At 42.2% G+C, this 12,500-nt stretch carries 6 protein-coding genes, 5 rRNA genes and 1 pseudogene (1 of these 12 running past the window's edge); 7 read left to right on the top strand and 5 right to left on the bottom strand.

Features of this window, described 5'->3' with window-relative positions:
* Window positions 1-304: 304 nt before the first annotated feature.
* The 3 genes from rrf (MKY70_RS01720) to MKY70_RS01710 form a co-directional block, all read right to left on the bottom strand.
* Window positions 305-420, bottom strand: a 5S ribosomal RNA gene (gene rrf, locus MKY70_RS01720).
* 49 nt (window positions 421-469) lie between these two features.
* Window positions 470-3,391 (bottom strand): 23S ribosomal RNA (locus MKY70_RS01715).
* A 146-nt stretch (window positions 3,392-3,537) separates the two neighbouring features.
* Window positions 3,538-5,089: ribosomal RNA gene (locus tag MKY70_RS01710) — 16S ribosomal RNA — on the bottom strand.
* The 16S, 23S and 5S rRNA genes sit together here, the layout of an rRNA operon.
* A gap of 558 nt (window positions 5,090-5,647) precedes the next feature.
* On the opposite strand from MKY70_RS01710, the gene MKY70_RS01705 reads away from it, so the two are divergent.
* From MKY70_RS01705 to MKY70_RS01680, 7 genes and pseudogenes are all read left to right on the top strand, one after another.
* Window positions 5,648-6,361 (top strand): response regulator transcription factor, encoded by a 714-nt coding sequence (locus tag MKY70_RS01705; protein WP_131247428.1) that lies wholly within the window; start codon window positions 5,648-5,650, stop codon window positions 6,359-6,361.
* Complete coding sequence (locus MKY70_RS01700; RefSeq protein ID WP_193666158.1) at window positions 6,351-7,364, top strand: sensor histidine kinase; 1,014 nt, start codon at window positions 6,351-6,353, stop codon at window positions 7,362-7,364. Before MKY70_RS01705 ends, MKY70_RS01700 begins: the two co-directional genes overlap by 11 nt.
* A 68-nt stretch (window positions 7,365-7,432) precedes the next feature.
* A complete protein-coding gene (locus MKY70_RS01695; RefSeq protein WP_085308706.1) occupies window positions 7,433-8,362 on the top strand; it encodes an ABC transporter ATP-binding protein in 930 nt (309 codons plus the stop codon).
* Window positions 8,355-9,092: an ABC transporter permease gene (locus MKY70_RS01690; protein ID WP_002091688.1), complete on the top strand. Its 738-nt coding sequence runs from the start codon at window positions 8,355-8,357 to the stop codon at window positions 9,090-9,092. Before MKY70_RS01695 ends, MKY70_RS01690 begins: the two co-directional genes overlap by 8 nt.
* A 17-nt stretch (window positions 9,093-9,109) precedes the next feature.
* A complete protein-coding gene (gene bacA / locus MKY70_RS01685; protein ID WP_044737433.1) occupies window positions 9,110-9,907 on the top strand; it encodes an undecaprenyl-diphosphate phosphatase in 798 nt (265 codons plus the stop codon).
* Window positions 9,908-10,331: 424 nt separating this feature from the next.
* A pseudogene (locus tag MKY70_RS30730) lies at window positions 10,332-10,532 on the top strand (peptidase M20); the annotation flags it as partial.
* Window positions 10,533-10,570: 38 nt separating this feature from the next.
* Entirely contained in the window at window positions 10,571-11,029 is a 459-nt protein-coding gene (locus MKY70_RS01680) for an ASCH domain-containing protein (protein WP_341022725.1), read from the top strand.
* A 151-nt stretch (window positions 11,030-11,180) separates the two neighbouring features.
* On the opposite strand, the gene rrf (MKY70_RS01675) is transcribed toward MKY70_RS01680, so the two are convergent.
* Both rrf (MKY70_RS01675) and MKY70_RS01670 read right to left on the bottom strand, forming a co-directional pair.
* Window positions 11,181-11,296, bottom strand: a 5S ribosomal RNA gene (gene rrf, locus MKY70_RS01675).
* Between the two features lie 49 nt (window positions 11,297-11,345).
* Window positions 11,346-12,500, bottom strand: a 23S ribosomal RNA gene (locus MKY70_RS01670) (it continues 1,767 nt past the right edge of the window).

Raw genomic sequence — 12,500 nt, 5'->3', positions numbered from 1 at the left:
TTATGTAAAATCCCTTAAAAATACAAAAAGATTAAGTGAAAAAGAACTGGATAGCTATTTTTCACTTAATCTTTTCATATAAGATCAAAAACATTATTGTTCATTCGACAACTAAATTAACATAAAAAGGTAATTCTTACCTTCTATTTATATTTAAACATATTACTTTATCATCCGAATTTTATTTTATACCATTTCTATTTCATTATTTTTTCATCTTTAGGGTTATTAAATTTATGGATTTTAACCTTCGGTAAATAAAAATAAACACAAAAAAACCTAAGTCGAAACGACTTAGGTTTTTGCTTGGCGACGTCCTACTCTCACAGGGACAAGGTCCCAACTACCATCGGCGCTAGAGAGCTTAACTTCCGTGTTCGGTATGGGAACGGGTGTGACCTCTCTGCCATCATCACCAAACTGATGAAGGTATATTCCTTCAAAACTAGATAACAGTGCTTCATATTATATGGTTAAGTCCTCGATCTATTAGTATTCGTCAGCTCCACATGTCACCATGCTTCCACCTCGAACCTATCAACCTGATCATCTTTCAGGGATCTTACTAGCTTACGCTATGGGAAATCTCATCTTGAGGGGGGCTTCATGCTTAGATGCTTTCAGCACTTATCCCTTCCGCACATAGCTACCCAGCTATGCCCTTGGCAGAACAACTGGTACACCAGCGGTGCGTCCATCCCGGTCCTCTCGTACTAAGGACAGCTCCTCTCAAATTTCCTGCGCCCACGACGGATAGGGACCGAACTGTCTCACGACGTTCTGAACCCAGCTCGCGTACCGCTTTAATGGGCGAACAGCCCAACCCTTGGGACCGACTACAGCCCCAGGATGCGATGAGCCGACATCGAGGTGCCAAACCTCCCCGTCGATGTGGACTCTTGGGGGAGATAAGCCTGTTATCCCCGGGGTAGCTTTTATCCGTTGAGCGATGGCCCTTCCATGCGGAACCACCGGATCACTAAGCCCGACTTTCGTCCCTGCTCGACTTGTAGGTCTCGCAGTCAAGCTCCCTTATGCCTTTGCACTCTACGAATGATTTCCAACCATTCTGAGGGAACCTTTGGGCGCCTCCGTTACACTTTAGGAGGCGACCGCCCCAGTCAAACTGCCCACCTGACACTGTCTCCCGGGTCGATAAGACCCGTAGGTTAGAATTTCAATACAGTCAGGGCGGTATCCCACCAGCGCCTCCACCGAAGCTAGCGCTCCGGTTTCAATGGCTCCCGCCTATCCTGTACAAACTGTACCAAAATTCAATATCAGGCTACAGTAAAGCTCCACGGGGTCTTTCCGTCCTGTCGCGGGTAACCTGCATCTTCACAGGTACTATAATTTCACCGAGTCTCTGGTTGAGACAGTGCCCAAATCGTTACACCTTTCGTGCGGGTCGGAACTTACCCGACAAGGAATTTCGCTACCTTAGGACCGTTATAGTTACGGCCGCCGTTTACTGGGGCTTCAGTTCAGAGCTTCGCTTACGCTAACCCCTCTCCTTAACCTTCCAGCACCGGGCAGGTGTCAGCCCCTATACTTCGCCTTACGGCTTCGCAGAGACCTGTGTTTTTGCTAAACAGTCGCTTGGGCCTATTCACTGCGGCTTTCCGTTAAGAAAGCACCCCTTCTCCCGAAGTTACGGGGTCATTTTGCCGAGTTCCTTAACCAGAGTTCTCTCGCACACCTTAGGATTCTCTCCTCGCCTACCTGTGTCGGTTTGCGGTACAGGCACCTTTTATCTCGCTAGAAGCTTTTCTTGGCAGCGGGGAATCAAAGACTTCGCTCCATAAGGAGCTTCCCCATCACAGCTCAGCCTTCACGATAAGCGGATTTGCCTACTTATCAGCCTAACTGCTTGGACGTGCACAACCAATCGCACGCTTCTTCTATCCTTCTGCGTCCCTCCATTGCTCAAACGATAAAGAGGTGGTACAGGAATATCAACCTGTTGTCCATCGCCTACGCCTGTCGGCCTCGGCTTAGGTCCTGACTAACCCTGAGCGGACGAGCCTTCCTCAGGAAACCTTAGGCATTCGGTGGACGGGATTCTCACCCGTCTTTCGCTACTCATACCGGCATTCTCACTTCTAAGCGCTCCACCAGTCCTTCCGGTCTGACTTCACTGCACTTAGAACGCTCCCCTACCACTGATACCATTGGTATCAATTCGCAGCTTCGGTGGTGTATTTAGCCCCGGTACATTTTCGGCGCAGAGTCACTCGACTAGTGAGCTATTACGCACTCTTTAAATGGTGGCTGCTTCTGAGCCAACATCCTAGTTGTCTAAGCAACTCCACATCCTTTTCCACTTAATACACACTTTGGGACCTTAGCTGGCGATCTGGGCTGTTTCCCTCTTGACTACGGATCTTATCACTCGCAGTCTGACTCCTAAGGATAAGTCATTGGCATTCGGAGTTTGACTGAATTCGGTAATCCGATGAGGACCCCTAGTTCAATCAGTGCTCTACCTCCAAGACTCTTACACTTAAGGCTAGCCCTAAAGCTATTTCGGGGAGAACCAGCTATCTCCAGGTTCGATTGGAATTTCTCCGCTACCCACACCTCATCCCCGCACTTTTCAACGTGCGTGGGTTCGGGCCTCCATTCAGTGTTACCTGAACTTCACCCTGGACATGGGTAGATCACCTGGTTTCGGGTCTACGACCACGTACTAAACGCCCTATTCAGACTCGCTTTCGCTGCGGCTCCGCCTCTTCAGCTTAACCTCGCACGGGATCGTAACTCGCCGGTTCATTCTACAAAAGGCACGCCATCACCCATTAACGGGCTCTGACTATTTGTAGGCACACGGTTTCAGGATCTCTTTCACTCCCCTTCCGGGGTGCTTTTCACCTTTCCCTCACGGTACTGGTTCACTATCGATCACTAGGGAGTATTTAGCCTTGGGAGATGGTCCTCCCAGATTCCGACGGAATTTCACGTGTTCCGCCGTACTCAGGATACATTCAAGAGAGAACGAAGTTTCGACTACGGGGTTATTACCCTCTGTGACGGACCTTTCCAGGTCGCTTCGTCTACCTCGTTCCTTTGTAACTCCGTATAGAATGTCCTACAACCCCAAGAGGCAAGCCTCTTGGTTTGGGCTAGATTCCGTTTCGCTCGCCGCTACTCAGGAAATCGCATTTGCTTTCTCTTCCTCCAGGTACTTAGATGTTTCAGTTCCCTGGGTCTGTCTTCCATACCCTATGTATTCAGGTAAGGATACCATACCATTACGTATAGTGGGTTTCCCCATTCGGAAATCTTCGGATCAAAGCTTACTTACAGCTCCCCGAAGCATATCGGCGTTAGTCCCGTCCTTCATCGACTCCTAGTGTCAAGGCATCCACCGTGCGCCCTTTCTAACTTAACCAAACTAAAATTAAAAAAATATGAGCTACACTGTTATCTAGTTTTCAAAGAACATACATTTAAACTTGAGAGATAGTTCTCTCAAAACTGAACGAAACAAAACAAGTCAACGTTTATTGATGAACTGCGTTCATCAATTCTCCATAGAAAGGAGGTGATCCAGCCGCACCTTCCGATACGGCTACCTTGTTACGACTTCACCCCAATCATCTGTCCCACCTTAGGCGGCTGGCTCCATAAAGGTTACCCCACCGACTTCGGGTGTTACAAACTCTCGTGGTGTGACGGGCGGTGTGTACAAGGCCCGGGAACGTATTCACCGCGGCATGCTGATCCGCGATTACTAGCGATTCCAGCTTCATGTAGGCGAGTTGCAGCCTACAATCCGAACTGAGAACGGTTTTATGAGATTAGCTCCACCTCGCGGTCTTGCAGCTCTTTGTACCGTCCATTGTAGCACGTGTGTAGCCCAGGTCATAAGGGGCATGATGATTTGACGTCATCCCCACCTTCCTCCGGTTTGTCACCGGCAGTCACCTTAGAGTGCCCAACTTAATGATGGCAACTAAGATCAAGGGTTGCGCTCGTTGCGGGACTTAACCCAACATCTCACGACACGAGCTGACGACAACCATGCACCACCTGTCACTCTGCTCCCGAAGGAGAAGCTCTATCTCTAGAGTTTTCAGAGGATGTCAAGACCTGGTAAGGTTCTTCGCGTTGCTTCGAATTAAACCACATGCTCCACCGCTTGTGCGGGCCCCCGTCAATTCCTTTGAGTTTCAGCCTTGCGGCCGTACTCCCCAGGCGGAGTGCTTAATGCGTTAACTTCAGCACTAAAGGGCGGAAACCCTCTAACACTTAGCACTCATCGTTTACGGCGTGGACTACCAGGGTATCTAATCCTGTTTGCTCCCCACGCTTTCGCGCCTCAGTGTCAGTTACAGACCAGAAAGTCGCCTTCGCCACTGGTGTTCCTCCATATCTCTACGCATTTCACCGCTACACATGGAATTCCACTTTCCTCTTCTGCACTCAAGTCTCCCAGTTTCCAATGACCCTCCACGGTTGAGCCGTGGGCTTTCACATCAGACTTAAGAAACCACCTGCGCGCGCTTTACGCCCAATAATTCCGGATAACGCTTGCCACCTACGTATTACCGCGGCTGCTGGCACGTAGTTAGCCGTGGCTTTCTGGTTAGGTACCGTCAAGGTGCCAGCTTATTCAACTAGCACTTGTTCTTCCCTAACAACAGAGTTTTACGACCCGAAAGCCTTCATCACTCACGCGGCGTTGCTCCGTCAGACTTTCGTCCATTGCGGAAGATTCCCTACTGCTGCCTCCCGTAGGAGTCTGGGCCGTGTCTCAGTCCCAGTGTGGCCGATCACCCTCTCAGGTCGGCTACGCATCGTCGCCTTGGTGAGCCGTTACCTCACCAACTAGCTAATGCGACGCGGGTCCATCCATAAGTGACAGCCGAAGCCGCCTTTCAATTTCGAACTATGCAGTTCAAAATATTATCCGGTATTAGCCCCGGTTTCCCGGAGTTATCCCAGTCTTATGGGTAGGTTACCCACGTGTTACTCACCCGTCCGCCGCTAACTTCATAAGAGCAAGCTCTTAATCCATTCGCTCGACTTGCATGTATTAGGCACGCCGCCAGCGTTCATCCTGAGCCAGGATCAAACTCTCCAATAAAGTTAGTTTGTCTAGCATCTAAAAATAAAAATTGACGTTCACGTTGTTTGTTTCGTTCAGTTTTCAAAGAACTTGTTTGCCGCTCATTTGCGACTCCCTTATGTTAACATTTTCATATTTCAATGTCAACCAAGTTTTTTTATTTCTTTTGTCGCTTTCTGCGTTGTTGCTATCGGCGACTTGTCCTATATTACACCTCTATAGTCTAATCGTCAACACCTTTTTCCAAAGAAATTTAATTTAGTACCTTTGCACTCTTTTAACTCTAGATAAGGACCTACAAAGATCTCATCAAAATAGAAACCATCGTCTACTTTTTTTTACCAATCTATTCTTCTAAATACTATTCAATTTAGGCACTTCTCTATTTCAAAGGACTCGCTTCCCCCATCTTACCGAACTCATACAATTGATTCTTTTCAGCTAAACTAGCAACCTTATTTTAACAATTAATAGTATATAATTAGAAAGTTGCTTTATTTTTTATTACCGCTCCCTATTCCCCTTTGTTTATCAAGTTGTAATATCAATAACATTCTATTAGAAACAGGTGACGATATGAAAGATATACGTATTCTTATAGCAGATGACGATAAAGAAATTCGAGACTTATTAAAAAGATATTTAGAACGAGAATTATATATGGTAGATACTGCAATTAATGGCGAAGAAGCGTTGTGCTTATTTAACCAAAATAACTACAACCTCGTTATATTAGATCTTATGATGCCGAAAGTAGATGGTATCGAAGTGTGTAGAAAACTTAGAGATACAACCAACATTCCTATATTAATGTTAACTGCTAAAGATCACGAAGTTGATAAAATTTTGGGCTTAAGCATAGGTGCTGATGATTATATTACGAAACCTTTCAGTATTCACGAAGTGGTTGCAAGAGTAAAAGCTCTTATGCGACGTTTTTTAGTTCTTGGAAGTAACACTAACGTACAAGAGAAAACAACTTTAACATTTAAAGGACTAACTATCGATTTTAAAAAATACACAGTCCATACGAACGAAAAAGAAATCAACTTAACTGGAAAAGAACTTGAACTATTAAAATTCTTCGCTTCAAACCCAGAGCAAGTATTTACGAAAACACAACTCTTTCGGAATGTATGGGACGATAATTATATAGAAGATGATAATACAGTTATGGTGCATATTAGAAAGCTTAGAAAGAAAATAGAAATCGATTCTTCCAATCCAAAATTCATTCAGACTGTATGGGGAATCGGTTATAAGTTTGTAGGTGAAAAGGTTGAAAAATGATAAGATCCTCATTCTTATTTCATTACAACTTATCATTTGCGGACTTTTAAATATAGATATGGGATACCATGTGAAAATATCTTTATTTATTGCTCTTATCATAATCACAATATATCTTTTCTTTTCAAGAGTTCACTTTATTCAAAGCAACGAATCGATGGTTACTAAATTAAGCCGTGCACTTAAAGGGAATTTACAAACGAGGCTATTCACAAATAACGACCGTTCACTAAATAGTATCGTGTTTTCAATAAACGACTTAATAACTGCATTAGAAAAGGGTCAGATCGAAGCAAGGAAATCCCAAGAAGCTAGAAAACAACTTTTATCTAATATCTCACATGATATCCGGACACCACTTACTTCTATTATTGGATATATTGATGCTTTAAAAGATGATGTCGCTGCTTCTGAAGTAGAAAAGCAGGAATATCTTGAAATACTTTATAAGAAATCGAATGACTTAAAACATCTGGTCGATGAAATCTTTAATATGGCCAAGCTAGATGCTGATGAATTTCCATTAAAAGAAGAAGAACTCGATTTTTCTGAAGTTACTAAAGAAGTATTAATCGAATTTTTACCCGAGCTATCAAAACATAACATTGAACTACAAGTTCTCATACCAGAATCTACTTCCCCTATTATTGCAGATCACCTTAGCCTTATACGAATTATAGGTAATCTAATAAAAAACGCTATCCATCACGGAAAAGCTGGGAAAATAGTAGGAGTCGAACTACTAGAAACCAATACAGAATATGAGCTTCTTATTTGGGACAAGGGACCCGGTATTCCAAAACATGATTTACAAAACGTATTTAAGCGGATGTACCGCAGCGAACAATCAAGAAATCCTTCTTACGGTGGTAGTGGCCTCGGACTTTCTATTTCTAAAGCCCTCGTTGAAAAAAATGGTGGGCGTATATGGGTTGACAGTATTCCCTGGGAACGAACTACTTTTGGTTTTTCCATCCCAAAACACACTACTTTTAAGAAATAGTTAAGAAATGATTAATATGCAGTTAAACCTTCCTTTTTATTATGTAATTAAGAACTTATAGAAAGTAGGTGCCCCCTATAAATACAATTATAAAAACGACAAACCTTACTAAAGTTTATGGGAACCAAAAGTCAGTAGATAATCTAAATATAAATGTACAGCAAGGAGAGATTTATGGATTCATAGGGCGTAACGGTGCTGGTAAAACAACTACAATCCGTATGCTGCTTAGTCTTATAAAACCTACAAGTGGAAATATAGAAATATTCGGTGAGGATTTACTTCGGAATCCAAAAGACATTTTAAGAAGAATTGGTTCTATCGTTGAAGTCCCAGGATTTTATGAAAACTTAACTGCAAGAGAGAACTTATTAATTAATGCAAAGATAATTGGAGTTCACAAAAGGAATGCAATTGAAGAAGCATTAGAAATTGTAGGCTTGCAGCACGAAACAAAAAAATTAGTAGGAAAATACTCTTTAGGAATGAAGCAACGCTTAGGAATTGCACGTGCTCTTCTCCATTATCCTGAACTACTCATACTAGATGAACCAACTAACGGACTAGATCCAATCGGTATTAAAGAAATGCGAAAACTCATTAAATCTTTAGCTCAAGACAGAAATATAACGATACTCATTTCTAGTCATATATTAGCTGAGGTGGAACAACTAGTCGATCGTATGGGAATTATTCATGAAGGACGGTTATTAGAAGAAGTTTCTCTTGATACACTGCGTAAAGCCAATCGTAAGTACATAGAATTCCAGGTAAATAATGATAATAAAGCTGCGATGCTATTAGAAAAGCATTTTCAAATTTTTGATTATGAGGTACATGATGAAGGAAATATTCGCGTTTATTCTCACTTTGGACAGCAAGGACACATTAACAGAACGTTAGTTCGTAATGATGTTGAAGTATTAAAAATTGTGATGAGCGAAGATAGACTAGAAGATTATTTCACCAAACTAGTTGGGGGTGGCGCAATTGGTTAATCTTCTTTATACAGAACTATTAAAATTGAAACGATCCAATATGTTTTTGATTAGTATTATCGGAGCAGGTGTCGCGCCATTTTTAGTGGTTGTAGCTTCTTATATACACCTGAAGACAAAGCAGCCTACTCCAACTATTTTATTTGGTCAACTGTTCACTGAAGTTAACCTATACACTACTTTAATTATAGGATTCCCCTTATATGGAGTTGTAATCGCTTATCTATTTACCCGCGAATACACGGAAGATACATTAAAAAACTTGCTAACTATCCCAGTATCACGTATTAACTTTATTATAAGTAAGTTTATCCTTCTATTCCTTTGGATCATGATGCTAACTTTAGTTGCTTGGGCGCTAACTTTATTATTAGGGCTAGTAGGTAGCTTCCCTGGGTTTAGTATCACCTTACTTTTAGGCTCTCTCGTAAAATTTTTAATATGTGGTGGACTTCTCTTTCTTTTGTCTTCACCTATTGTACTACTAACTCTTGTAATGAAGACCTATGTACCGCCTATTATATTAACAATCATTATTACAATGACTAACCTTATGATCGTAAATTCAAAACATAAAGACCTATTCCCATGGACCGCTACTCTAGATATAGCAAATAACGAATTACAACCGACTTATCCACCAGAGTATTCTTATATCATCATTGCAGTAACAGCTATTTTCGGATTTATTACAACACTATTCTATTTTAAAAGAGTAGATATTCATTAATCTATAGGAGTGAAACTATGAGCGATCTTATCATTGCCTTCATACTTGGCATTGTAGAAGGGTTAGCTGAATTTTTACCCATCTCTTCTACTGGCCATCTTATATTAGTCGGACATTTATTAGGTTTTGAAGGAGAAAGGGCAAAAACGTTTGAAATTGTCATACAGTTAGGGGCAATTTTAGCTATCGCGATTTTATATCACAAACGCCTTGTTTCTTTATGTAATATTAAACCCCTTCTACGGAAAGAGAAAAAATTCAATGCATTACATGTTTTTCTCGGTGTATTCCCAGCAGTAGTTGTTGGCTTATTATTACATGATGTTATTAAAGCATACTTATTCCAGCCGTATACTGTCGTAATCGGACTTGTAGCAGGAGCATTTCTTATGATTTTTGCAGAAGCAAAAAAAGCAGAGGTAACCGCTTTTTCACTAGATGATTTAACATACCGTCAAGCATTAACAATTGGATTATTTCAATGCTTAGCAGTATATCCTGGCTTCTCAAGGGCTGGCTCTACTATTTCTGGAGGTCTATTAGCGAAAGTAAATTATAAGGCTGCATCTGAGTTCTCTTTTCTCATTGCTCTTCCTGTAATGGTTGGAGCTACAGGCTTAGACTTATTAAAAAGTTGGAAGTATTTAAGTGCGGATGATATTCCTATGTTTGCTATAGGATTCATTACCTCTTTTATAGTAGCAATGCTAGCGGTAGTAACCTTCCTGAAGCTTTTAGAAAAGATAGGTTTAAAACCTTTTGCATATTATCGTATTTTGTTAGCTATTGTATTTACACTTTTCGTATTGCTATAGCTTCATATAAGTCACATATTATTAAACCGATATTCAAGGAATATCGGTTTTTATCTATTTCACCTCTAGTATTACTCACTTCAATATGGCATAGTGGATAATAGATCAATATTAATAATTAGAATATTCTTTACTTCTAATCAACACTTCATTAAAATATGTAACGTTAAAAGCTATATTTGAAATCCGAACCTAGTAATAGCATTTCTTCTTTATACACATATACTGAAGTAAAAATAAGCACCTCAATTGATTGAGTCTACCCATTACACCACGATAGAACTAACGTTCTCACCCCTTTGCTATACATCACTTCTTCCTTGTTTCTATATTTATGGAAGAGAAGTACGTGTAGGTGATCGGGCATTGACCCTAACTTTATTGCAGCCCAAATCACAAATAGACTACATAACAACTATATCCATTACCATACGAAACAATTCGAAAATTAAATATCTCGTCTATTAATATGGGCGTCTACGGGGAAAATGGTCATAAATGGACAGAACAAGTTTATAAACCATATTCCTTCAGCGTATTACTTGTATTAATCCGTAATACAACAACCCAGATTTTATATGACTACAAAACTATTACAAATAGGCAAATTGCCCAGGGCTTATAAAGAAAGTGAACTTTAACTAAAGTGAGGTAAACATACAAATGAATCCATTAGCACAATCATATTGGGATACTTATTGGGGAAACAATAAAAAACCAGAATCTGTTACAGCTTGGCAATTTGGTGATTCTCCTGATTATCTCGCTCAATTAATCATTGATGGTGTGAAAACCGCAACATGCTCCGGCCATATTTTTTATGAATTAGAAAATGAACCACTACCAACAACTAACGATTATAGTATTGTACTCAATAGTCAGGATGAACCTGTAGCTATTATTAAGACAATAGAAGTAACTATAATGCCAATGAATGAAGTGACTGAAGAATTCGCTATCGCTGAAGGCGAAGGCGATCGTACCTATAGTTACTGGAGAGATACCCATATTCAGTTTTTTACAAAGGAACTAAGCGAACTTGCTCTTAGTTTTTCTGAAGATATGCTGCTCGTTTGCGAACGTTTTAAGCTTATCGATGTAAAAAACAAAGTGAAGATATGATAAATAACGATTTTACCGGAAGTCCATATTAGATAAATACATTTATCTTTAAACAAATAAGCTTGTTATCAATGAATTCCTTGAGCCATTAATAACAAGCTTATTTCATTAAACACAAAAAAGACGAGTCATTCTGACTCGTCTTAAAGTTGCTTGGCGACGTCCTACTCTCACAGGGACAAGGTCCCAACTACCATCGGCGCTAGAGAGCTTAACTTCCGTGTTCGGTATGGGAACGGGTGTGACCTCTCTGCCATCATCACCAAACTGATGAAGGTATATTCCTTCAAAACTAGATAACATTGCTTCATATTATATGGTTAAGTCCTCGATCTATTAGTATTCGTCAGCTCCACATGTCACCATGCTTCCACCTCGAACCTATCAACCTGATCATCTTTCAGGGATCTTACTAGCTTACGCTATGGGAAATCTCATCTTGAGGGGGGCTTCATGCTTAGATGCTTTCAGCACTTATCCCTTCCGCACATAGCTACCCAGCTATGCCCTTGGCAGAACAACTGGTACACCAGCGGTGCGTCCATCCCGGTCCTCTCGTACTAAGGACAGCTCCTCTCAAATTTCCTGCGCCCACGACGGATAGGGACCGAACTGTCTCACGACGTTCTGAACCCAGCTCGCGTACCGCTTTAATGGGCGAACAGCCCAACCCTTGGGACCGACTACAGCCCCAGGATGCGATGAGCCGACATCGAGGTGCCAAACCTCCCCGTCGATGTGGACTCTTGGGGGAGATAAGCCTGTTATCCCCGGGGTAGCTTTTATCCGTTGAGCGATGGCCCTTCCATGCGGAACCACCGGATCACTAAGCCCGACTTTCGTCCCTGCTCGACTTGTAGGTCTCGCAGTCAAGCTCCCTTATGCCTTTGCACTCTACGAATGATTTCCAACCATTCTGAGGGAACCTTTGGGCGCCTCCGTTACACTTTAGGAGGCGACCGCCCCAGTCAAACTGCCCACCTGACACTGTCTCCCGGGTCGATAAGACCCGTAGGTTAGAATTTCAATACAGTCAGGGCGGTATCCCACCAGCGCCTCCACCGAAGCTAGCGCTCCGGTTTCAATGGCTCCCGCCTATCCTGTACAAACTGTACCAAAATTCAATATCAGGCTACAGTAAAGCTCCACGGGGTCTTTCCGTCCTGTCGCGGGTAACCTGCATCTTCACAGGTACTATAATTTCACCGAGTCTCTGGTTGAGACAGTGCCCAAATCGTTACACCTTTCGTGCGGGTCGGAACTTACCCGACAAGGAATTTCGCTACCTTAGGACCGTTATAGTTACGGCCGCCGTTTACTGGGGCTTCAGTTCAGAGCTTCGCTTACGCTAACCCCTCTCCTTAACCTTCCAGCACCGGGCAGGTGTCAGCCCCTATACTTCGCCTTACGGCTTCGCAGAGACCTGTGTTTTTGCTAAACAGTCGCTTGGGCCTATTCACTGCGGCTTTCC

Origin of the sequence: Bacillus sp. FSL R9-9492 (genome assembly GCF_038007365.1) — a bacterium.
GTDB classification, from domain to species: Bacteria; Bacillota; Bacilli; order Bacillales; family Bacillaceae_G; genus Bacillus_A; species Bacillus_A mycoides.
Note: the sequence above shows the minus strand (reverse complement) of the source record. Positions and strands in the feature narration are given on the sequence as shown.

Excerpts from the sequence above, each read along its gene's own strand:
- bacA (WP_044737433.1), top strand. The coding sequence starts at position 9,110 with ATGAGCGATCTTATCATTGCCTTCATACTTGGCATTGTAGAAGGGTTA.
- MKY70_RS01705 (WP_131247428.1), top strand. The coding sequence starts at position 5,648 with ATGAAAGATATACGTATTCTTATAGCAGATGACGATAAAGAAATTCGA.
- MKY70_RS01680 (WP_341022725.1), top strand. The coding sequence starts at position 10,571 with ATGAATCCATTAGCACAATCATATTGGGATACTTATTGGGGAAACAAT.